The organism is Allobosea sp. TWI1241 (assembly GCF_039673065.1).
Lineage (GTDB): Bacteria > Pseudomonadota > Alphaproteobacteria > Rhizobiales > Beijerinckiaceae > Allobosea.
The window spans coordinates 1-20980 of sequence record NZ_JBDJKW010000012.1; the positions used below are offsets into that span (position 1 = coordinate 1).

A 20980-nucleotide genomic window follows, 5' to 3' on the forward strand; every position below is an offset into this window, starting at 1 on the left:
GCGCGACCTCGCCGCGCTCGGCGCCGGGCTCGACGCGGCCCGCGGCGTCGCCGCCGCGCTGCTGCGCCATGGCGAGATCCCCGACGAGCTGCGCGAGGCGGCGCTGGCGCTCGGCCGCACCGATCCCGACCTCGCGCCGCGCCTGGCCGCGACGCTGGCCGAGGAGTTGCCGCTGATCCGCCGCGACGGGCGCTTCGTGCGCGAGGGCTTCGACCCGACGCTCGACGAGTTGCGGCTGCTGCAGGTCGATTCGCGCAAGGTCATCGCCCAGCTGCAGGCGCGCTACGCCGCCGAGACCGGCTGCCGCACCCTGCGCATCAAGCACAATTCCATGCTCGGCTATTTCGTCGAGGTGCCGCAGGCGGCCGGCGAGGAGTTCCTCAAGGAGCCCTGGCGCTCGGTGTTCGTGCATCGCCAGACCATGTCGGACGCGATGCGCTTCTCCTCGGTCGAGCTCGGCGAGCTCGAGGCCAAGATCGCCTCGGCCGCCGACCGGGCGCTGAAGCGCGAGCTGGCGATCTTCGCAAGCCTCGCCGAGGCAGTTCTGGCGCAGGCCGAGCCGATCAAGGCCGCCGCCCAGGCGCTGGCGGCGATCGACGTCGCCGCGGCGCTGGCCGAGCTCGCGGCCGAGGGCGGCTGGACGCGCCCGCTGGTCGACGACAGCGCCGCCTTCGCCATCAAGGCCGGGCGTCATCCCGTGGTCGAGGCGGCGCTGCGGCGCGAGGGCCAGCCCTTCGTCGCCAATGACAGCGACCTCTCCGCCGCCGCCAAGGGCCGCGACGGGCAGATCTGCCTGATCACCGGTCCCAACATGGCGGGTAAGTCGACCTTCCTGCGCCAGAATGCCCTGATCGCCGTGCTCGCCCAGATGGGCGCCTTCGTCCCTGCGGAGAAGGCGCATATCGGCGTGGTCGACCGGCTGTTCTCGCGCGTCGGCGCCGCCGACGACCTCGCGCGCGGTCGCTCGACCTTCATGGTCGAGATGGTCGAGACCGCCGCGATCCTCAACCAGGCCGGCCCGCGCGCCCTCGTCATCCTCGACGAGATCGGCCGCGGCACCGCGACCTTCGACGGGCTTTCGATCGCCTGGGCCGCGATCGAGCACCTGCACGAGGGCAATCGCTGCCGCGCGCTCTTCGCCACGCATTATCACGAGCTGACCGCATTGGCCGACCGGCTGGAGCGCGTCACCAATGCGACGGTGCGCGTCACCGAGTGGAAGGGCGAGGTCGTCTTCCTGCACGAGGTCGTGCCGGGCGCCGCCGACCGCTCCTACGGCATCCAGGTCGCCAAGCTCGCCGGCCTGCCGCCCGCCGTGGTCGAGCGGGCGCGCGCCATCCTGTCGGAGCTGGAGAAGAGCGAGCGTGAGAAGCCGGTGGCCGCGCTGGTCGACGATCTGCCGCTCTTCGCGGCACAGCTGCGGGCGCCGCCGCCGCCGGCACCTGTGGCCGAAGCCGGGCCGGACCGGCTGCGCGAGGCGCTGTCCGGGCTCGATCCCGACGAGATGACCCCGCGCGATGCGCTGGAGGCGCTCTATCGCCTGAAGGCGCTCGGCTGAGGCGCCGGGCGCCGGGCGGGAGCGGCTTGCCGCTCCCGGTGACGTCGCCGGCTCAGGAGGCCTGGCCTTCGCCGCCCTCCTGCGGGGCGGGCTTCGGCGCGCCGGCCGAGACACCGACCAGCGCCGGGCGCAGCACGCGCTCGCCGATGCTGTAGCCGGTCTGGATCACCTTGGAGACCAGGCCCTTGGCCAGCGTCTCGTCGGGCGCCTCGAACATCGCCTGGTGCATGTTCGGGTCGAACTTCTCGCCCTGCGGGTCGATCTTGCGCACGCCATGGCGCTCCAGCGTCTTGAGCAGCTCGCGCTCTGTCAGCTCGACGCCCTCGACGATCGCCTTCAGCGCGCCCTCGGCGCCCTCCGGCACGTTCTCCAGCGCGCGGCGCAGATTGTCGGCGGAGCCAAGCAGGTCGCGGGCGAAGCTCGTCACCGCATAGGCCTTGGCGTCGGCGATCTCGCGCTCGGTGCGCCGGCGCAGGTTCTCCATCTCGGCGAGGGTGCGCAGCAGCTTGTCCTTGAGGTCGTCGCGCTCGGCCTCGATCGCCGCCAGCGCCTCGGCGGCCTGCGCCTCGGTGCCCTCGGTTGCGGTCTCGGGGGTGGGATCGTCCATCGCGGGGTTCTGCGTCATCGCGTCATCCGGCTCCAAATCGGCTGCCATGCCGGAGCGGCGTCGAGCGCCGCTTCCGTTCCGTCGCCGATATCGGCTTTCGAGGGGGCGAAATCAAGCACGCGCCGGCGCGCGGCCCTTGGCCCCCGGGACTTTCTGGAGTTCGAGGTTGAACACGGCGAGCAGCGCCTGGCGGATCACCAGCTGGCGCCCCGTCGAGGTGATCTTCGCCCCCGTCAGGTCGGTGACGTAGAACACATCGACCGCCTTCTCGCCGAAGGTGGCGATATGGGCCGAGGCGATGTTGAGGTTGAGCTTCCCGATCGCGGTGGTCAGGTCGTAGAGCAGGCCCGGCCGGTCGAGGCCCGAGACCTCGAGCACCGAATGGCGGGCCGAGAGCACGTTGTCGATGATCACCTCGGGCGCGAGCTGGAAGGTCTGGCCGCGCGGCGGCGGGGCGCGGCGCTGCTCGACTAGGTCGGCGATGCGGATCTCGCCCTTCAGTGCCCGCTCGATCGCGGCGGCGATGCGCTCGCCGCGGCGCATCTCGTCCTCGTCCTGCTCGAAGGCGCGCGACAGGAAGATGGTGTCGAGCACCAGCCCGTCGCTGGTGGTGAAGATCTGCGCGTCGACGATGTTGCCACCGCCGGCCGCGCAGGCGCCGGTGATGATGGCGAGCAGGCGCGGATGGTCGGGCGCCAGGATGGTCAGCTCGGTCACGCCGCGGAAGCGGTCGGTGACGACGCGGGTGGCGGTGGTGCGCCCCGCGCGCTCCGCCTCGCGCAGGAAGCGGGCGTGCAGCTCCTGCCGCTCGGGATCGACCTTGATCCAGTAGGCCGGGTAGTGGCGGGCGAGATAGGCCTCGCGCTCCTGCGGCGTCCAGTCGGTCAGCCGCGCTTCCAGCGCCGCCTGCTTGTGGCCGACGCGCGCCTTGCGCTCGATGGCGGAATGGCCGCCGGCCAGCACCATCTCGGTCTCGTAGTAGAGCGTGCGCAGCAATTCGCCCTTCCAGCCGTTCCAGACCCCGGGGCCGACCGCCTTGATGTCGGCCACCGTCAGCACCAGCAGCAGCTTCAGCCGTTCCAATGTCTGAACGATGCCGGCGAAGCTCTCGATCGTCTTCGGGTCGCCGAGATCGCGGCTCTGGGCGGTGGTCGACATCACCAGGTGGTTCTCGACCAGCCAGGCGACCGTCCCGGTCTGCGCCTCCGTCAGCCCCAGCCGCGGGCCGAGCTTGCGGGCGATCTTCGCCCCGGCGATCGAATGGTCCTCCGGCCGGCCCTTGGCGATGTCGTGCAGGAAGACCGCGACATAGAGCGCGCGCCGGTTGGCGATGCCCGGGAAGATCGCATTGGCGAGCGGATGCTCGGCCTCCAGCGCCCCGGCGTCGATCTCGGCCAGGATGCCGATCGCGCGGATCAGGTGCTCGTCCACCGTGTAGTGATGATACATGTTGAACTGCATCATCGCGACGACCCGGCCGAAATCCGGGATGAAGCGCCCGAGCAGCCCGGATTCGTTCATGCGGCGCAGCACGATCTCGGGCGAGCGCCGCGCCGTCAGGATCTCGAGGAAGATGCGGTTGGCCTCGCGGCTGGCGCGCAGCTGCGCCGAGACCAGCCCGAGCGACTGCGTCACCAGCCGGCTGGTGTCGGGATGGATGGCGAGGTCGTCGCGGCTGGCGATCTCGTAGAGCCGCAGCAGGTTGACGGGATCGCGCCGGAAGGCCTCGTCGTCGATCACCGCCAGCCGCTGGCTCCGCAGCGTGAAGTCGGGATGGCCGAGCGCCCGCACGCGGCGGCGCTTGGCGATCGAGCCGATCAGCCGGCTCAGCGTGGCGCGGGGCTTCTGCTGGCGTGCCTCCAGCTCGGCGCAGACGATGGCGGTCAGGTCGCCGACATCCTTGGCGACGAGGAAATACGCCTTCATGAAGCGCTCGACCGGGGCCTGGCCCGAGCGCCCGGCATAGCCGATCGCCGCCGCGACCTGGCGCTGCAGGTCGAAGGAGAGCCGCTCCTCGGCGCGCCCGGTGATGAAGTGCAGCCAGCAGCGCACCCGCCAGAGGAACTCCTCCGAGCGCTGGAACATCCGGAATTCGCGCTGGTCGAACAGCCCGGCCTCGACCAGCTCGGCCGCGTCGCCGACGCGATAGGCGTATTTCGCGATCCAGAACAGGGTGTTGAGGTCGCGCAGCCCGCCCTTGCCGTCCTTGACGTTGGGCTCGACCAGGTAGCGCGAGGCGCCGGCGCGCGCCACGCGGGTCTCGCGCTCGGCCAGCTTCGCCTCGGTGAACGCGGCGGCGCTGCCCTCGACCACCTCGGCGCCGTAGCGCGCCGTCATCTCGCGGAACAAGGCGGCGTCGCCGGTGACCAGCCGCGCCTCCAGCAGCGCGGTGCGGATCGTCATGTCGCCGCGCGCCTCGCGGATGCAGTCGTCGATCGAGCGCACCGAATGGCCGACCTTCAGCTTCAGGTCCCAGAGCGGGTAGAGCATCGCCTCGACCACGCTCTCGCCCCAGGCGGTCTGCTTGTCGGGGAAGAGGAAGAGCAGGTCGACGTCCGAACCCGGCGCGAGCGTGCCGCGGCCATAGCCGCCGACCGCGACGATGGCGATGCGCTCGCCCGAGGACGGGTTGTCGACCGGGTAGAAGTGCCGGGTGGCGGCGACGTGCAGGGCGCAGACCACCGCATCCATCACCGCCGAGAGCCGGCGCGCGCAATTCAGCCCGTTGCGGGTGCGGGCCAGCAGCTCGCGCGCCGCGGCATGGCCGTCGTCGAGGCTCGCCCTGAGCGAGGCGACCAGGGCTGCGCGCAGCGCGTCGCGCTCGCAGACAGGGATGGCGCGGGCCAGGCCCTGCACGGCGGCGGCCGGGTCGGCGGTGAGCTCGGACAGGCGGAAACGGGCGGCGTCGGTGGCGGGCACGCGGGTGCTTTCGGCGACAGGAGGCAGGCGAGGACCGGGAACTCGCGACGATGCCTAGCACGATCCGGGCCAGCGTCGAAATCGGTTTAAACAGAATAAAAATGTAAAATAAGGCAAAGCACGCCGTTCTCTGCGTTGTTTGACAAAACGAACGGATGGCCCTACGAAACGGATACGCGCCGATTTGAGCCACCAGCTTGCGGGCGCGAAACAAGTGCAGCTAAAGCGTGGGGCGACGGGCCGCTTCGAGGCTCGATCCCTCCGCAGGATCAGACCAGGAGGGACCGCCCATGTTCGTTTCATCGACCCGCCGCATCCTCGTCGCCGGCCTCGCCGCCGCGAGCCTCGCCGGGCTTCTGCCCGTCGCCGCCGCCCGCGCCCAGGGGCCGAAGGAGGTGCGGATCGACTATGCCACCTACAACCCCGTCAGCCTCGTGCTGAAGGAGCGCGGCCTGCTCGAGAAGGCGCTCGCGCCCGACGGCATCACGGTGCGCTGGGTCCAGTCCGCCGGCTCGAACAAGGCGCTGGAATTCCTCAATGCCGGCTCGCTCGATTTCGGCTCGACCGCCGGCGCCGCCGCCCTGATCGGCCGGATCAACGGCAATCCGATCAAGTCGATCTACGTCTACTCCCGCCCGGAATGGACCGCGCTGGTCACCGGCGCCAAGAGCGACGTCACCAGCGTCGCCGACCTCAAGGGCAAGCGCGTCGCCGTCACCCGCGGCACCGATCCGCACATCTTCCTGGTGCGCGCCCTGGCCGAGGCCGGGCTGACGGAAAAGGATGTCCGCCTCGTCCTGCTCCAGCACGCCGACGGCCGGCTGGCGCTGGAGCGCGGCGACGTCGCCGCCTGGGCCGGGCTCGACCCGATGATGGCGGCCGCCGAGGTGGAATCGGGCGCGAAGCTGTTCCACCGCAAGGCGCAGGACAACACCTGGGGCGTGCTCAACGTCCGCGAAGAGTTCGCCCGGGACAATCCGGCGCTCGTCGCCAAGGTGCTCGCCGCCTATGAGCAGGCGCGCGCCGTGGCGCTGGCCGAGCCGGCGGTGGTGCGCAAGGCGCTGGTCGAGGCGACGAAGCTGCCCGAGCCGGTGATCGAGCGCCAGCTGACCCGCACCGAGCTGACCCACAGCACGATCGGCGCCGCCCAGGCTGAGACCATCCTCGCCGCTGGGCTGGCGCTGCAGCAGGCGGGCGTGATCAAGCCCGAGGTCGACGTGAAGGCGACCGTCGACGCGCTGATCGACCGCCGCTTCGCCGTCGGCAACTGACGCTGGAGCGGGCGCCCGCGATGAGCAGCACGGTCGGGATCGCGCCGGCGGAAGCGACGCAGACCACCGCGACGCAGGCCGTCGCGGTGGCGCCGGCCCGGCGAGCCGGCCGGCTGCGCCTGCGCCTCGCCGGGCTGCTCCTGCCCGTGCTGATCGCCGCGCTCTGGGAGGCGCTGGTTGCAGCCGGCCTCGCCAATGGCCGGCTGATGCCGCCGCCCAGCGTGGTCGGCGCGACGCTGCGCGATCTCGCGGCGAGCGGCGAGCTGTTGACCCATGCGGCGGCGACGCTCTGGCGCGTCGGCGCCGGCTTCGGCATCGGCGCGGCCGCCGGCACGGTGCTCGGCGCGCTGACCGGGGCCCTGCCGGTGGCGCGTGCCCTGCTCGACCCGACGCTGCAGGCCCTGCGCGCCATCCCCTCCATCGCCTGGGTGCCGCTCTTCATCCTCTGGTTCGGCATCTTCGAGGCCTCGAAGGTCGCGCTCATCGCGGTCGGCGTCTTCTTCCCGGTCTATCTCGGCGTCGCAGCCGCCATCCTCGGCATCGACCGCAAGATCGTCGAGGTCGGCCGGGTCTTCCGGCTGTCGCGGCTCGCCATGGTCCGGCGCGTGCTGCTGCCCGCCATCCTGCCCGACTGGTTCACCGCGCTGCGCGGCGGGCTCGGCCTCGGCTTCATGTTCGTGGTCGCCGCCGAGATCATGGGGGCGAGCGAGGGGCTGGGCTATCTGCTGGTCGATGGCCAGCAGCTCGGCCGGCCGGATACGATCATCGCCGCCATCATCGCCTTCGCCGTGCTCGGCAAGCTGGCGGACGGGGTGCTGCTCGCCCTGACGCGCCCGCTGCTGCGCTGGCAGGACACCTCGCGGGACAGGCTGTGACCATGGCTGCGCTGCGCTTCGAGGCCTTGTCCAAGACCTATGCCGACGGCACGCGCGCCCTGTCGGGCATCACGCTCGGCGTCGGGGCCGGCGAGATCCTGGCGCTGGTCGGCGGCTCGGGCTGCGGCAAGACCACGCTGCTGCGCCTCGTCGCCGGGCTAGACCGGCCGAGCGCCGGCCGCATCCTGCTCGGCGGCGCCGCCATCACCGAGCCGCGCGCCGATGTCGGGGTGATCTTCCAGGAGCCGCGGCTGTTTCCCTGGCTCAGCGTCGCCGACAATGCCGGCTTCGGCCTGGCCGACCGGCCGGCGGCCGAGCGGCGGCGCCTGGTCGAGGCGGCCCTCGAACGGGTCGGTCTCGCCGGCTACGGGCCGCGCTGGCCGCGCGAGCTCTCCGGCGGCCAGCAGCAGCGCGTCGCCATCGCGCGGGCCCTGGTGACGCGGCCGGCGCTGCTGCTGATGGACGAGCCCTTCTCGGCGCTCGACGCCACCACCCGCGCCAGCCTGCACGGCCATCTGCTCGCGCTGTGGGAGGAGAGCCGGCCGACCGTGCTGATGGTCACCCACGATGTCGAGGAGGCGGTGACGCTGGCCGACCGCATCGTGGTGATGCAGCCGCGGCCGGGCCGCGTCTTCGACGAGCTCGACAACCCGCTGGCGCGCCCGCGCGATCCGCTCTCGCCCGCCTTCGAGGCCGGCAAGCGCGAGGTTCTGCGCGCGCTCGACCGCTCGCTGCGCGGCGAGGCGCCGCTGCAGGAGCAGGCGGCCGAGAACGCCGGCATGTGGTGGTGAGCGCGGCCGGGGCGGCGACGGAGTTCCCTCGGCGCCCGGCCGGCGCTACAGCCGGCAGCAGGACATCGCCACGCGACTTCATCGAGAGGACATGATCATGGACGTCACCGCCCTGCGCGCGCTTCAGGCCCCGCTCAAGGACAAGTATCGCGACAGCCCCGACGCGGCCGTGATCACCCTCAAGGCCCGCGGCGAGCTCGACGACCAGCACATCGCCTGCAAGGTCGAGACCGGGCGCGCCATCGCCCTGGCCGGCCTGCATCCGGCCACCGGCGGCTCGGGCGCGGAACTCTGCTCCGGCGACATGCTGCTGGAGGCGCTGGTCGCCTGCGCCGGCGTGACGCTGAAGGCGGTCGCCACCGCGCTCGAGATCGAGCTGAAGCGCGGCGAGGTCCGCGCCGAGGGCGATCTCGACTTCCGCGGCACGCTCGGCGTCGCCAGGGACGCCGCCGTGGGCTTCACGGCGATCCGGCTGATCTTCGACGTCGAGACCGACGCGCCGCAAGAGAAGCTCGACACGCTGTTCAAGCTGACCGAGCGCTATTGCGTCGTGTTCCAGACCCTCAACGTCAAGCCGCAGCTCTCGGCCGCGCTCCAGCGCGGCTGAGGCGGGGCCAAGGGGGCAGCTTCGGGGCAGCCTCAGGCCGGCAGCGGCCGCGGGCTGCCGTCGGCCTCCGTCGCCTCGGGCTCCTGCGAGATCGGCGCGGTCATTGGGTCGATGATGGCGAAGGGCCGCTCCGCCATCTGCTCGGCCGGGGCACGCGCCTTGATGCGCCAGAAGGTGATCGCGGCCAGCGCCGCCGTGATCGCCGCCATGAAGTAGAGCAGCCCGTTGATGTCGAGGCGCGCCATCACCTGCGCGCCGAGGATCGGGCCCATCGCCGAGCCGATGCCGCCGATCAGGATGAGATGGCCGCTCACCGCCACGACGCGGTCCTGCGGCATGCGGTCCAGCGCATGGGCGACGCAGACCGGATAGAGCGTCGACATGAAGCCGCCGAGCAGCGCCGCCACCGGCAGCACCGCCGCCAGCGATTTCGGCACGAGGTCGAGCGCGATCGCCGCCACCGAATAGCCGAGCGCCAGCCCGGCCAGCACGATGCGCCGGTCGCCGCGATCCGACAGCCGCCCCACCGGCACCTGCAGCGCGAAGCCGCCGAGCACCGCCACCAGCATGAACAGCGCGATCGTCTCCTGCTGGATGGCGTTGGTCGCCATCCAGGCCGGGAAGAGCGCGTAGAAGGCGCTGGTCACCATGCCGGCGATCACCACGCCGATCACCGAGATCGGCGCCTGGCGCACCAGCTCCATATAGGGCAGCGAGCTGTCGCCCGGCAGCGCCGGCTGCTCGGCGCGCGTGCCGCTGACCAGCACCAGCGCCAGCGCGAACAGCGCCGCGATGATGTTGAAGGGCAGGGCGCTGTCGACCTTGAGCAGGCCGATCAGCAATTGCCCGCAGGCCAGCGCCAGGAAGGTGCCGACCATGTAGATCGAGAACACCCGGCCGCGCTGCTCGGGCGCCGCCTTGCTGCTGAGCCAGCTCTCGGTGGTGATGAACAGGCCGACGCAGCCGACGCCGATCGCCATGCGCGCCACGATCCAGCCGGCGGGCGAGACCAGGATCGGCATGGCCGAGGTGCCGATCACCACCATGCCCGCGAAGGCGGCATAGGCGCGGATATGGCCGATGCGCCGCAGCACCCGCCCGCAGCCGACCGCGCCCAGCGTGTAGCCGATGAAATAGGCCGAGAGGATGATGCCGGTCAGCGTCGGGCCGAAATTCTCGGTGGTCAGCCGCAGCGAGAGGAAGGTGTTGAAGAAGCCGTTGGCCAGCTGGACGAGGCTCGTGGCGATGATGAGCGTTCCGATCTGGACGGGCACGGCTGGCAAGACTCCCGGGAGGCTGTGGACCGGCCGTGCGAGCGGGGCAGGCTCGCCGGATCGAACCGGTCTGGGGACTAAGGCCGGACGGCCGCGGGCGCATCGCGATGCGGCGGCGAGTCGGCGGTTGGCCGCCCAAGGAGGCCTGCGATTGTGATCTGCCGATGGCGGCTTACCATTTTCCGAACCGCTTGCGTCACTCCGCCGCCTTGAGGCGGGTCGCGGCGGCGAAATCCGGCGCCGGCGGCGCGGCCGGCTCGTCGAAGTCGAGCGCGCCGATCCGCTCGGCCCGGCCGGTGACCTTCCCGGCCGAGGTGCGGATCTGGGCGACGTCGTCCTGCGCCTGGCGGAAATGGCCATCGAGCTTTTCGACGCGCTCGCCGAGCCGGCGGACATCGTCGAGCAGCCGGCCGACCTCGGTCTGGATGACGCGGGCCTCCTCGCGCATGCGGGCGTCGCGCACCAGCGACTGCATCAGCTGGATCGCCAGCGCCAGCAGCGAGGGCGAGACGATCATCACCCGGGCCCGGTGGGCGCGCTGGACGATGTCGGCGAAATGCTCGTGCAGGTCGGCGTGGATCGCTTCCGAGGGCACGAAGAGCAGCGCCATCTCCTGCGTCTCGCCGGGTAGGAGATAGCGCTCGGCGATGTCCTTCACATGCTGGCCGACATCGCCGCGCACCCGCGCGGCTGCGGCCTTGCGCGCCTCCTCGCCGCGCGCCTCGCGCAAGGCGGTGAAGCTCTCCAGCGGGAACTTGGCGTCGATCACCAGGCCGCGCCCGTCGCCCGGCAGGGTGACGACGCAGTCCGGCCGGCGCCCGTTCGAGAGCGTCGCCTGGAAGGCGTAGAGGCTCGCCGGCAGCCCGTCGCGGACGATCGCCTCCATCCGGCCCTGGCCATAGGCGCCGCGCGCCTGCTTGTTGGCGAGCACGTCGCGCAGCGTCACCACCTCGCCGGTCAGGTCGGTGAGGTTCTTCTGCGCCGCGTCGATCACGGCGAGCCGCTCCTGCAGGCGCCCCAGCGTCTCGCCGGTCTGGCGCACATTCTGCTCCAGCCCGCTGCCGACCTGCTGGCGCAACCCGTCCATCCGGTCGGCGACGAAGCGGGCGAGGTCGCCCTGCCGGGTCGAGAGGATTTCGGCCATGGTCTGCATCCGGCCGGTCAGCTCGGCCTGGAGCCGGTTCATCTCGGCGATCTTGTCGTCCATCTCGCGGGCGCGCTCGGCCTGCGCCGCAGCCTCGGCCGCGCGGCGCCGCCCGCCCCGCCAGGCGAGCAGCAGCGCCAGCGCCGGCAGCAGCAGGGCGAGCACGCCTGCGGCCAGCGCGAACGTCGCCCAGCTCACGGGGCGCTCCAGCAGGGTGAAGGCGATCTGGTCCATCCGCGCATCCTGCCACGAAACCGGGCGTCGATCCAGAACGTATGGGGAACGGTTTGACCGTGCCGTCACAAGCGCTTATGTCGCGGGGCAAGTGCCCGACACGCTCCAGAAAGCCCGCCAGAGCCCCGCCATGGCCATCCGTCCCCTCGTCATCCTGCCCGATGCCCTCCTGCGCAAGCCGTCGGAGCCGATCGGCGAGATCACCCCCGCCATCCGCGCGCTGGCGCAGGACATGCTGGACACCATGTACGACGCGCCCGGCATCGGGCTCGCCGCGGTGCAGATCGGCGAGATGGTGCGTCTCGTCACCATTGACATCTCGAAGAAGAGCGAGGACGACGAGGAGACGCCGAAGGCGCCGATGGTCTTCGTCAATCCGGAGATCGTCTGGGCCTCGGACGAACTGAACGTCCACGAGGAGGGCTGCCTCTCGATCCCCGACTACTATGAGGAGGTCGAGCGCCCGGCGCGGGTGCGGGTGCGCTATCGCGATCTCGACGGCGCGGCCCAGGAGATCGAGGCCGACGGCATCCTCGCCACCTGCCTCCAGCACGAGATCGACCATCTCGAGGGCGTGCTGTTCATCGACCATCTCTCGCGGCTCAAGCGCGAGCGCGTCACCAAGCGCTTCGCCAAGCAGGCCAGGCGGGAGAGCGCGGCCTGACCGGCCGGAGCCTGATGTCATGAGTTTGCGCGTCATCTTCATGGGCACGCCGGATTTCGCCGTGCCCACCCTCACCGAGATCATCGGCCAGGGCCACGAGGTCGTCTCGGTCTACACGCGTCCGCCGGCCCCGGCCGGGCGCGGCATGGATCTGCGGCTCTCGCCGGTCCACGTCACCGCCGAGCGCTTCGGCATCCCGGTCTTCACGCCGCGCTCGCTGAAAGGCGAGGAGGCGGCCGCGATCATGGCGACGCATGGCGCCGATGTCGCGGTGGTGGTCGCCTACGGGCTGATCCTGCCGCAGGCGATCCTCGACCTGCCGGAGCTCGGCTGCCTCAACCTGCACGCCTCGCTGCTGCCGCGCTGGCGCGGCGCCGCGCCGATCCAGCGCGCCATCATGGCCGGCGACGCCGAGACCGGCGTCTGCGTCATGAAGATGGAGGCCGGGCTCGATACCGGCCCGGTCGGCATGGTCGAGCGGTTGCCCATCGACAGCGACGCCACCGCCGGCGAGATGCACGACCGGCTGGCCGGCCTCGGCGCCGACCTGATGGTGCGTGCGCTGGCGGCGCTCGGCCGCGGCGGCCTGCGCTTCACGCCGCAGGCGGAGGAGGGCGTCACCTATGCCAGCAAGATCGGCAATGACGAGGCGCGGCTGAGCTGGAACCGGCCGGCGCAGCAGGTCCACGATCTGGTGCGCGGCCTGTCGCCCTTCCCGGGCGCCTTCGTCGAGGTCGATCTCGGCAAGGGGCCGGAGCGGCTGAAGCTCCTGCGCACCGCGCGCGCCGGCGGCGCGGCCGAGCCCGGCACGCTGCTCGACGACGAGGGCACGGTCGCCTGCGCGGTCGGGGCGGTGAAGCTGCTGCAGGTGCAGCGCGCCGGGCGCGGCCCGGTCAGCGGCGCCGAGTTCCTGCGCGGCGCCCGGCTTTCGGCCGGCGCGAAGCTCTGACGCGATGCCGCGCTACAAGCTCGTCATCGAATATGACGGCACCCCCTTCTCGGGCTGGCAGCGCCAGGCCAACGCGAATTCGGTGCAGCAGAGCGTCGAGGAGGCGGTCGAGGCCTTCTGCGGCCATCCCGTGCGCCTGCACTGCGCCGGCCGCACCGATGCCGGCGTCCACGCCACCCATCAGGTCGCCCATGTCGACCTCGCCCGCGACTGGCGCACCGACGTGGTGCGCGACGCCAGCAATGCGCGGCTGAAGCGCCTGCCCGTGGCGGTGCTGTCGGCGGAGGCCGTGCCCGAGAGCTTCGACGCCCGCATCTCGGCGACGCGGCGCCATTACGTCTACCGCATCCTCGACCGGCGGGCGCAGCCCGCGCTCGATGTCGACCGCGTCTGGCACGTGCCGGTGCGGCTCGACCACGAGGCGATGGACCGGGCCGCCAAGGCGCTGCTCGGCCATCACGACTTCACCACCTTCCGCGCCGCCGAATGCCAGGCCAACGGGCCGATGCGCACGCTCGACCGGCTCGACGTCCGGCGCGAGGGCCAGGAGGTGGTGGTGTACGCCCATGCCCGCTCCTTCCTGCACCATCAGGTCCGCTCCATGGTCGGCTGCCTGAAGATGGTCGGGATGAAGCGCTGGCACGAGCGGCGGGTCGGCGAGGTGCTGGCGGCGCGCGACCGGGCGCAATGCGCCGCGCTGGCGCCCTCCTGCGGCCTCTACCTCGCCGGCGTGGACTACTGACGGCGCGCGCTCAGAAGGCGGCCAGCCCGAAGGTCCTCAGCACCGCGTAGTCGGCGAGCGCGCTGGCGCAGGCGATCGCCGCGGCGATGCCGTTGCCGCCGCCGAAGGCGGCGCGTGCCACGCAATAGCGCAGCCGCAGCACGATCGCGGCGAAGCCGAGGCTCTGGAACATCGCGATCTGCGGATTGGACCAGCCGATCGCGAACACCGCCGCCGGCACCGCCATCAATCCCGCCGCGAGCACGCCCGACCAGTTCCAGGCGATGACGAAGCCGGTGAAGCGCGGATCGCGCCGCATGGCCGGCGCCAGGGCAAGGAGCAGCAGGGGAACCGCCAGGATGGTCGCCAGCTGCGCGCCGGCGACCGAGGCCGCCAGCATCGGCGCGGCGAACAGGTTCTCGCCGTCGGGCAGATGCGCCAGCAGGCGCTGCGCCGCCAGGGTCGGGATCATCGCTGGCACCGTCAGCAGCAGTGCCGCATAGGACGACCAGAAGCCCTGGCGGGAGAGGTCGAAGCCGGGCAGGGCCTGGCTCTCGGCGCGCAGCAGGCGCCAGGAGGCCCGCAGCGACCGTGTCACGTCATCGGCAGCAAGCCGCATGGTCCGGCCCTCCGCAGCTCATCACATTAGACTTTCGTCTAAACACTGAAGGCTGCGAAAGCGTTCCGGTCAAGCCCCGCCGGCTGCGGCGAAGTAGTCGTCGAGCAGGCGGGCGGTGATCTTCTCCAGCGTGACGAGGTCGGCGACGGCGACCTGCTCGTCGACCTTGTGCATGGTCTGGCCGACCACGCCGAACTCCACCACCGGGCAGTAGCTTTTGATGAAGCGCGCATCCGAGGTGCCGCCGGTGGTCGAGAGCGCCGGCGTGCGCCCGGTCTCGGCCGCGACCGCGCGCGACAGCATCGCCACGAACGGGCCGGGCTCGGTCAGGAAGGCCACGGCGTTGGTCGGCTGGAAGGCGACCTCGTACTGCACCTCGTTGCCGGCCGCCTCGCGCAGGCGCCGCTCGATCTCGGCGGCGAGCGTCTCCGGCGTCCAGAGATCGTTGAAGCGGATGTTGAACACCGCCTTCGCCTGGGCCGGTACGACATTGCTGGCCGGGTTGCCGACATCGAGCGTCGTCACCTCGAGATTGCTCGGGTCGAAATGCGTGGTGCCGGCGTCGAGCGGCGTCGCCTCCAGTCCGGCGAGCAGCCGCACCATGCCGCGGATCGGGTTGCGGGCGAGATGCGGGTAGCCGACATGGCCCTGCACGCCCTGCACCAGGATGCTGCCCGTCAGCGAGCCGCGCCGGCCGATCTTGATCATGTCGCCCATGGCGTTCGGATTGGTCGGCTCGCCGAGCAGGCAATGGTCGAAGCGCTCGCCGCGCGCCTTGGCCCAGGCCAGCAGCTTCACCGTGCCGTTGACCGCCGGCCCCTCCTCGTCGCCGGTGATCAGGAAGGCGATCGAGCCCGGTGCGTCGGGCGCGGCGCGGCGATGGCGGATCGCGGCGGCGACCATGGCGGCGAGCCCGCCCTTCATGTCGCAGGCGCCGCGGCCGTGCAGCACGCCGTCGGCGATCTCGCCGCCGAACGGGTCGCGGCTCCACGCCGCCGGGTCGCCGGGCGGCACCACGTCGGTGTGGCCGGCGATCGCGAAGACCGGGCCTTGCGTGCCGATGCGGGCATAGAGGTTCTCGACGTCCGGCATGCCGGGCTCGGAGAAGACCGGGCGTTCCACCGTGAAGCCCTCGGCGGCGAGCACGCGCTCCAGCAGCGAAAGCGCCCCGCCTTCCGCCGGCGTCACGGAGGGGCAGCGGACCAGCGCCTGGGCGAGGGCGACGGGATCGGCGGGATCGAAGGGCAGGGCTTGCATCGTCATCGCACCGGTTTAGCAGCGGGCGCCGCCGGCGCAACGCCCGCGGCCGCCGGCCCGGGCTTCCCGGGCAGCAGGCCGAGATCGACCAGCGCCACCAGCCAGAGCGCGAGGCTGGCGAGGCCATAGCCCTCCTCCGGGAAGACGCGCCCGGCGAGGCCGAGCAGGACGATCCCGACGACCATCAGCATGCCGTAGAGCGGCGAGCGCCCGCGGTCGATCGCGCGCCGCGCCGCCAGCAGCGACCAGGGCAGGATGGCGAGGCTCTCGGCGAAGGCGGGCACGTCGGCCCCGAACGGGAGCAGATCCTCCGGCAGGTGCTTCAGCGCCAGCACGACGAGTGCCACCAGCAGGCTGCCGAGCCAGAAGCCGGCGCGGCCGAGCGGGCCTTCGAGCGCGGCGAGGTCGCGGATGGACTGCATGGCTTCGGCTCGCATCCTCGGCCGGGCGTGGTGGTTGGGCCCCTTGTCGCATGCGCGGGCCTGCCGGCGAAGATCGTGGTGAAGGAAGGGTTAACGCTACGCCGCGAGGAAATCGCGCCGCAAACCCCCGCCTGCCGCGCCGCGAGCCCAGAAAAGGCTTGTGCGGCGGGAACCGCGTCGCTAGCTGGCGGGAGCGCTATTCACGGAAGTCCTTAAACCGCCATGACCATCCGTCTGCACCGCGGCGACCTGCCCGCCGACTACGATCCGGGCCCGGTTCTCGCCATCGACACCGAGACGCTCGGCCTCAACCCGCAGCGCGACCGGCTCTGCGTGGTGCAGCTCTCGCGCGGCGACGGCTCGGCCGATGTGGTGCAGATCCCGAAGGACGCGCCGCCGCCGCCCAATCTCTGCCGCATCCTCGCCGATCCGGCGGTGCTGAAGCTGTTCCACTTCGCCCGCTTTGACATCGCGGCGCTGAACAAGGCCTTCGGCGTGGTCACCGCCCCGGTCTACTGCACCAAGATCGCCTCGAAGCTGGTGCGCACCTACACCGACCGCCACGGGCTCAAGGACCTTGTGCGCGAGCTGCTCGGCGTCGAACTCTCCAAGCAGCAGCAATCCTCCGACTGGGGAGCCGACACGCTGACCGAGGCGCAGCTCGGCTACGCCGCCTCCGACGTGCTGCACCTGCACGCGCTGAAAGCCAGGCTCGACGTGCTGCTCGCCCGCGAGCAGCGCAGCCATCTCGCCAAGGCCTGCTTCGACTTCCTGCCCGTGCGGGCCGAGCTCGACCTCGCCGGCTGGCCCGAGGTCGACATCTTCGCACATACCTAGATTTGATGTATTCCAGCCCGCGCACCCTCCGCGCGGCCGGTCGGGCGGCGGCGCGGCGATGAGCCTGCGCGCCGCGCCGACATCAAAAAGCCGCCTGTGGTTGGCATTGGGCGGGACATGACCTTGGCGACGACATCACCGGACGCAGGCCCGACGAGGCAGGACAAGGCGCGGCGCGCCGCCTTCCGCTCGGCCCGGCGCCATTCCGGCGTGGTGCGCTGGCTGCGCCGCGCCATCCCGATCGGCGCCGGCCTCGCCGTGATCGCCCTGGTGGCGACGCCCTTCCTGCGCCCGCTCGGCAAGATGGAGCAGGTCTCGCTCGGCTCCGTCGGGGTGTCCGGCGGCAAGGTCGTGATGGAGGCGCCCAAGCTCGCCGGCTATCGCAAGGACAACAGCCCCTACGAGGTCACGGCCAAGTCGGCGCTGCAGGACATCCGCAACCCGACGCAGATCGAGCTGGTCGAGATGATCGCCCGCATCCAGATGAAGTCGGAGGAGGGCTGGGTCACGGTCAACGCCCGCAGCGGCCTGTTCGAGCAGCAGAAGGAGCGGCTCAAGCTGGTCGACGATGTCAGGATCCGCACCGAGTCGGGCTATGACGTGCGCATGCGCGCCGCCGATGTCGACTTCAAGGCCGGCACCGTCAATTCGCGCGAGCCGGTGACCGTCAATCTCGGCACCACCACCGTCGACGCCAACACGCTCGACGTGAAGGACAATGGCGCGCTGATCACCTTCGAGGGCAATGTCCACGTGCTGATCCAGAACGCCCCGGCCGGCAGCCTGGCCGGCCCGCAGCGCGAAGGCAGCACCCCGCGCCTCGACCTGTTGAAGCCGGGGGTGGCGAACGAGGCCCGGGCAGGGCAGAATTGAGATGACGGCGCGGACGGCCCGGGCCCGGAAGGACAAACAAGGCATGCGCATGACCCCCTACCGTCTCGTGCTCGCGGCGGCGCTGGCCGTGGCGCCCGCCGCGGTGGCGCTGGCGCAGCAGCCGGCCAAGCCCGCGACAGCCAAGCCGCGCGGCGGCGGCGCCGGCTCGCCCTTCTCCGGGCTGGGCGGGGACAGCAAGGAGCCGATCAAGATCGACGCCAACAAGCTCGACGTGCTCGACAAGGACAACAAGGCGATCTTCTCGGGCAATGTCGTCGCGGTGCAGGGCGAGACCACGGTGCGCTGCTCGGTCATGACGGTGTTCTACGAGGGCCGCGGCCGCAACGGCGCCGGCGGCGAGGCCAAGCGCCCGGCGACGCCCGCCCCGCAGGCGCAGGGCCAGGGCCAGTCCAACGACGGCGCGATCAAGCGCATCGAGTGCACCGGGCCGGTCACGGTGGTCTCCAAGACCCAGGCGGCGACCTCCGACAACGCCGTGTTCGACCGCTCGACCAACAAGGTCATCATGACCGGCAATGTCGCGCTGAACGACGGGCCCAACATCACCCGCGGCGAGCGGCTGGTCTACGACACGCAGACCGGCATCGCCAATGTCGAGACCAAGCCCGGCGGCCGCGTGCAGGGCTTCTTCGTGCCGAGCTCGGGCGAGCAGGGCAAGGAGACCGGCAAGCCGGCCCCGAAGCCGACCAACTGACGGCGCGCCCGCGCCGCCTTCCCCGTTCCGGGCGTCGCCAGCCCGGCATCCCCTCCCCAGGAGAGCTGCCCGCCAGCTCGTTCCGGAAGCCAGCAGCCGCCTCGTGAGCTCCTCTCCCCACATGCAATCCGATGCCGGCCGCCCCCGCAGCGGGGTGATGTCGCGCCTGCGGGGCCTCTTCGGCGGCCGCGAGCCGCGCAAGGCGCAAGCCCGTCCGGCCGCGGACGCGCCGCGTGACGGCCTCGACGATTCGCCGGTCGCGGCCGCGATGCCCAGCGGCAGCGGCGTTCTGTCGATCAGCGGCCTGCGCAAGAGCTACGGCGCCCGCAACGTCGTCAGCGAGGCCTCGCTCTATGTCCGCAATGGCGAGGCGGTCGGCCTGCTCGGCCCCAACGGCGCCGGCAAGACCACGATCTTCTACATGGTCACCGGGCTGGTCTCCGCCGATCTCGGCACGATCACGCTGGAAGGCGACGACATCACCCATCTGCCGATGTACCAGCGCGCGCGCCTCGGCATCGGCTACCTGCCGCAGGAAGCCTCGATCTTCCGCGGCCTCTCGGTCGAGGACAATATCCGCGCCGTGCTCGAGGTGGTCGAGCCCGACCGCAAACGCCGCGAGCGCGAGCTCGACAAGCTGCTCGACGAGTTCAACATCACCCGGCTGCGCAAGGCGCCCTCGATCGCGCTCTCCGGCGGCGAGCGCCGGCGCTGCGAGATCGCCCGCGCGCTCGCCGGGCGGCCCTCCTTCATCCTGCTCGACGAACCCTTCGCCGGCATCGATCCGATCGCGGTCGGCGACATCCAGCAGCTGGTGCGCCAGCTCACCGATCGCGGCATCGGCGTCCTGATCACCGACCATAATGTCCGCGAGACGCTCGGGCTGGTCGACCGCGCCTACATCATCCATTCCGGCCGGGTGCTGACCGAGGGCTCGCCGGCCGAGATCATCGCCAACGCCGATGTCCGCCGCGTCTATCTCGGCGAGGATTTCCGTCTCTGACGGCCTTTGACGCGACCGCTCACTGCCGCTAGGCTTGCCCAAAGGCAAGAAGCGTGCCGATTTGGTGGCGAGCGTGTGAGGGAGCCGGGCCGCGATGGCGATGATGCCGCGCATGGAGCTGCGCCAGGGCCAGTCCCTGGTGATGACGCCGCAGCTGCTGCAGGCGATCAAGCTTCTCCAGCTCTCCCATCTCGAACTGCAGACCTTCGTGGAGAACGAGCTCGAGCGCAATCCGCTGCTCGAGCGGGCCGACGAGGCGCCGGAGCCGGTGGTGCCGGACGCGATGGCGAGCGCCATGGCGGCCGATACCGAGCGCTATGAGCGCGCCGAGAGCCTCAACACCCAGGAAGGCATGGAGACGCGGCTCGGCACCGGGCTCGACAACGTCTTCCAGGCCGAGCAGCCGCAGGTGGCGCGGCTGGAGGCGCAGGGCGCCGACACGCTGCCGGTGACCGGTGGCAGCTATGGCGGCAGCGGCGGTAGCTTCGACGAGGGGCCGGAGGGCTTCGAATCGGGGCTGGTCGCCGATCTCAGCTTGCACGACCATCTCGCCGCGCAGCTCGACCTGATCGTCACCGCCCCGGCCGACCGGCTGATCGGCGCCCATCTCATTGATGCGGTCGACGAGGCCGGCTACCTCTCCGAGCCGGTCGCCGAGATCGCGGCCCGGCTCGGCGTCGCCGAGGCGCGCGTCGAAAAGGTGCTGCATCTCGTCCAGGGGCTCGATCCCAGCGGCGTGGCGGCGCGCGACGTCGCCGAATGCGTGGCGATCCAGCTGCGCGACCGCGACCGCTACGACCCGGCCATGCAGGCGCTGGTCGCCAATCTGGCGCTGGTCGCCCGGCGCGACCTCGCGGCGCTGAAGCGCATCTGCGGCGTCGACGACGAGGACATCGCCGACATGATCGCCGAGATCCGCCGGCTCGATCCCAAGCCCGGCCGGGCCTTCGGCGGCGGCACGGCCGCGACCGTGGTGCCGGACGTCTTCATCCGCCCGGCGCCGGACGGTTCCTGGCTGGTCGACCTCAACCCGGAGACCCTGCCGCGCGTGCTGGTCAACCAGACCTATCATGCCCGCGTTTCGGGCCGGGCCCGCAACGAGGAGGAGCGCTCCTTCATCGCCGAGTGCCTGCAGACCGCCAACTGGCTGACGCGCTCGCTGGAGCAGCGCGCCCGCACTATCCTCAAGGTCGCCAGCGAGATCGTGCGCCAGCAGGACGGCTTCTTCGCCCATGGCGTCGAGCATCTGCGCCCGCTCAACCTGAAGACCGTCGCCGACGCGATCGGCATGCACGAATCGACCGTGTCGCGGGTGACCTCGAACAAGTATCTGGCCTGCCCGCGCGGCGTCTTCGAGATGAAGTACTTCTTCTCGGCGGCGATCGCCGCGACCGGCCATGGCGAGGCGCATTCGGCCGAAGCGGTGCGACACCGCATCCGCCAGATGATCGACGAGGAGCCGCCGGGCGCCGTGCTCTCCGACGATGCGATCGTCACGAAGCTCAAGGATAGCGGCATCGACATCGCCCGGCGGACCGTCGCCAAGTACCGGGAATCGCTGCGGATTCCATCCTCGATGGAACGCCGCCGCGAGAAGGCCGCACGCGGCGCCGGCCAGCGCTGAACGCGGCGCGGGACGG

Annotated in this window: 20 protein-coding genes; 13 read left to right on the top strand and 7 right to left on the bottom strand. The window is 71.4% G+C overall.

Translation table 11 applies throughout. From position 1 onward, the window contains the following. The coding region (mutS, locus tag ABE438_RS15150) for a DNA mismatch repair protein MutS (protein WP_346503479.1) at positions 1 to 1558 on the top strand (1558 nt) is incomplete at its 5' end. A 52-nt stretch (positions 1559 to 1610) separates the two neighbouring features. On the opposite strand, the gene grpE is transcribed toward mutS, so the two are convergent. Both grpE and ABE438_RS15160 read right to left on the bottom strand, forming a co-directional pair. Then, positions 1611 to 2183, bottom strand: a complete 573-nt coding sequence (gene grpE / locus ABE438_RS15155; RefSeq protein ID WP_346503480.1) for a nucleotide exchange factor GrpE — start codon at positions 2181 to 2183, stop codon at positions 1611 to 1613. A 93-nt stretch (positions 2184 to 2276) separates the two neighbouring features. Next, positions 2277 to 5084: a [protein-PII] uridylyltransferase gene (locus tag ABE438_RS15160; protein WP_465248625.1), complete on the bottom strand. Its 2808-nt coding sequence runs from the start codon at positions 5082 to 5084 to the stop codon at positions 2277 to 2279. A 290-nt stretch (positions 5085 to 5374) separates the two neighbouring features. On the opposite strand from ABE438_RS15160, the gene ABE438_RS15165 reads away from it, so the two are divergent. From ABE438_RS15165 to ABE438_RS15180, 4 genes are all read left to right on the top strand, one after another. Then, a complete protein-coding gene (locus ABE438_RS15165) occupies positions 5375 to 6355 on the top strand; it encodes an aliphatic sulfonate ABC transporter substrate-binding protein (RefSeq protein ID WP_346503481.1) in 981 nt (326 codons plus the stop codon). Between the two features lie 20 nt (positions 6356 to 6375). Continuing rightward, positions 6376 to 7230: an ABC transporter permease gene (locus ABE438_RS15170; RefSeq protein ID WP_346503482.1), complete on the top strand. Its 855-nt coding sequence runs from the start codon at positions 6376 to 6378 to the stop codon at positions 7228 to 7230. Positions 7231 to 7232: 2 nt separating this feature from the next. Continuing rightward, complete coding sequence (locus ABE438_RS15175) at positions 7233 to 8021, top strand: ABC transporter ATP-binding protein (protein WP_346503483.1); 789 nt, start codon at positions 7233 to 7235, stop codon at positions 8019 to 8021. 97 nt (positions 8022 to 8118) lie between these two features. Beyond that, positions 8119 to 8628, top strand: a complete 510-nt coding sequence (locus ABE438_RS15180; protein WP_346503484.1) for an OsmC family protein — start codon at positions 8119 to 8121, stop codon at positions 8626 to 8628. A 32-nt stretch (positions 8629 to 8660) separates the two neighbouring features. On the opposite strand, the gene ABE438_RS15185 is transcribed toward ABE438_RS15180, so the two are convergent. Further along, positions 8661 to 9902 carry an MFS transporter gene (locus ABE438_RS15185; RefSeq protein ID WP_346503485.1) on the bottom strand — a complete coding sequence of 414 codons (1242 nt, stop codon included), beginning with the start codon at positions 9900 to 9902 and terminating at the stop codon, positions 8661 to 8663. 196 nt (positions 9903 to 10098) lie between these two features. Next, entirely contained in the window at positions 10099 to 11280 is a 1182-nt protein-coding gene (locus tag ABE438_RS15190) for a DNA recombination protein RmuC (protein ID WP_346503486.1), read from the bottom strand. Between the two features lie 130 nt (positions 11281 to 11410). Here ABE438_RS15190 and ABE438_RS15195 point away from each other — a divergent pair, with 130 nt between their 5' ends. From ABE438_RS15195 to truA, 3 genes are read left to right on the top strand one after another with little or no spacing between them, the layout of a single operon-like run. Beyond that, positions 11411 to 11944: a peptide deformylase gene (locus tag ABE438_RS15195; protein WP_346503487.1), complete on the top strand. Its 534-nt coding sequence runs from the start codon at positions 11411 to 11413 to the stop codon at positions 11942 to 11944. Positions 11945 to 11963: 19 nt separating this feature from the next. Next, entirely contained in the window at positions 11964 to 12893 is a 930-nt protein-coding gene (gene fmt, locus ABE438_RS15200) for a methionyl-tRNA formyltransferase (RefSeq protein WP_346503488.1), read from the top strand. 4 nt (positions 12894 to 12897) lie between these two features. Continuing rightward, positions 12898 to 13635 carry a tRNA pseudouridine(38-40) synthase TruA gene (truA, locus tag ABE438_RS15205; RefSeq protein ID WP_346503489.1) on the top strand — a complete coding sequence of 246 codons (738 nt, stop codon included), beginning with the start codon at positions 12898 to 12900 and terminating at the stop codon, positions 13633 to 13635. A gap of 10 nt (positions 13636 to 13645) precedes the next feature. On the opposite strand, the gene ABE438_RS15210 is transcribed toward truA, so the two are convergent. The 3 genes from ABE438_RS15210 to ABE438_RS15220 all read right to left on the bottom strand — a co-directional run bounded on the left by ABE438_RS15210 (position 13646) and on the right by ABE438_RS15220 (position 15912). Next, positions 13646 to 14233 (bottom strand): hypothetical protein, encoded by a 588-nt coding sequence (locus tag ABE438_RS15210; protein ID WP_346503490.1) that lies wholly within the window; start codon positions 14231 to 14233, stop codon positions 13646 to 13648. Positions 14234 to 14302: 69 nt separating this feature from the next. After that, positions 14303 to 15496, bottom strand: a complete 1194-nt coding sequence (dapE, locus tag ABE438_RS15215) for a succinyl-diaminopimelate desuccinylase (RefSeq protein ID WP_346503491.1) — start codon at positions 15494 to 15496, stop codon at positions 14303 to 14305. Further along, positions 15493 to 15912 (bottom strand): DUF805 domain-containing protein, encoded by a 420-nt coding sequence (locus tag ABE438_RS15220; protein WP_346503492.1) that lies wholly within the window; start codon positions 15910 to 15912, stop codon positions 15493 to 15495. The genes dapE and ABE438_RS15220 overlap by 4 nt, the downstream gene beginning before the upstream one ends. Positions 15913 to 16134: 222 nt before the next feature. Between ABE438_RS15220 and ABE438_RS15225 the strand changes: the two genes are divergently transcribed. The 5 genes from ABE438_RS15225 to rpoN all read left to right on the top strand — a co-directional run bounded on the left by ABE438_RS15225 (position 16135) and on the right by rpoN (position 20964). Next, entirely contained in the window at positions 16135 to 16749 is a 615-nt protein-coding gene (locus tag ABE438_RS15225) for a ribonuclease D (protein WP_346503493.1), read from the top strand. Positions 16750 to 16872: 123 nt separating this feature from the next. Next, positions 16873 to 17622 carry an LPS export ABC transporter periplasmic protein LptC gene (gene lptC, locus ABE438_RS15230; protein ID WP_346503494.1) on the top strand — a complete coding sequence of 250 codons (750 nt, stop codon included), beginning with the start codon at positions 16873 to 16875 and terminating at the stop codon, positions 17620 to 17622. Positions 17623 to 17665: 43 nt separating this feature from the next. Next, positions 17666 to 18337: an LptA/OstA family protein gene (locus tag ABE438_RS15235; protein ID WP_346503495.1), complete on the top strand. Its 672-nt coding sequence runs from the start codon at positions 17666 to 17668 to the stop codon at positions 18335 to 18337. A gap of 121 nt (positions 18338 to 18458) precedes the next feature. Then, entirely contained in the window at positions 18459 to 19340 is an 882-nt protein-coding gene (gene lptB, locus ABE438_RS15240) for an LPS export ABC transporter ATP-binding protein (RefSeq protein ID WP_346503496.1), read from the top strand. A 94-nt stretch (positions 19341 to 19434) separates the two neighbouring features. After that, complete coding sequence (gene rpoN / locus ABE438_RS15245; protein ID WP_346503497.1) at positions 19435 to 20964, top strand: RNA polymerase factor sigma-54; 1530 nt, start codon at positions 19435 to 19437, stop codon at positions 20962 to 20964. The last annotated feature ends 16 nt before the right edge of the window (positions 20965 to 20980 follow it).

Coding starts and splice junctions, on each gene's coding strand:
- grpE (WP_346503480.1), bottom strand. CDS start 2,183: ATGACGCAGAACCCCGCGATGGACGATCCCACCCCCGAGACCGCAACC.
- ABE438_RS15165 (WP_346503481.1), top strand. CDS start 5,375: ATGTTCGTTTCATCGACCCGCCGCATCCTCGTCGCCGGCCTCGCCGCC.
- ABE438_RS15170 (WP_346503482.1), top strand. CDS start 6,376: ATGAGCAGCACGGTCGGGATCGCGCCGGCGGAAGCGACGCAGACCACC.
- ABE438_RS15175 (WP_346503483.1), top strand. CDS start 7,233: ATGGCTGCGCTGCGCTTCGAGGCCTTGTCCAAGACCTATGCCGACGGC.
- ABE438_RS15180 (WP_346503484.1), top strand. CDS start 8,119: ATGGACGTCACCGCCCTGCGCGCGCTTCAGGCCCCGCTCAAGGACAAG.
- ABE438_RS15190 (WP_346503486.1), bottom strand. CDS start 11,280: ATGGACCAGATCGCCTTCACCCTGCTGGAGCGCCCCGTGAGCTGGGCG.
- ABE438_RS15195 (WP_346503487.1), top strand. CDS start 11,411: ATGGCCATCCGTCCCCTCGTCATCCTGCCCGATGCCCTCCTGCGCAAG.
- fmt (WP_346503488.1), top strand. CDS start 11,964: ATGAGTTTGCGCGTCATCTTCATGGGCACGCCGGATTTCGCCGTGCCC.
- truA (WP_346503489.1), top strand. CDS start 12,898: ATGCCGCGCTACAAGCTCGTCATCGAATATGACGGCACCCCCTTCTCG.
- ABE438_RS15210 (WP_346503490.1), bottom strand. CDS start 14,233: ATGCGGCTTGCTGCCGATGACGTGACACGGTCGCTGCGGGCCTCCTGG.
- dapE (WP_346503491.1), bottom strand. CDS start 15,496: ATGACGATGCAAGCCCTGCCCTTCGATCCCGCCGATCCCGTCGCCCTC.
- ABE438_RS15220 (WP_346503492.1), bottom strand. CDS start 15,912: ATGCAGTCCATCCGCGACCTCGCCGCGCTCGAAGGCCCGCTCGGCCGC.
- ABE438_RS15225 (WP_346503493.1), top strand. CDS start 16,135: ATGACCATCCGTCTGCACCGCGGCGACCTGCCCGCCGACTACGATCCG.
- ABE438_RS15235 (WP_346503495.1), top strand. CDS start 17,666: ATGCGCATGACCCCCTACCGTCTCGTGCTCGCGGCGGCGCTGGCCGTG.
- lptB (WP_346503496.1), top strand. CDS start 18,459: ATGCAATCCGATGCCGGCCGCCCCCGCAGCGGGGTGATGTCGCGCCTG.
- rpoN (WP_346503497.1), top strand. CDS start 19,435: ATGGCGATGATGCCGCGCATGGAGCTGCGCCAGGGCCAGTCCCTGGTG.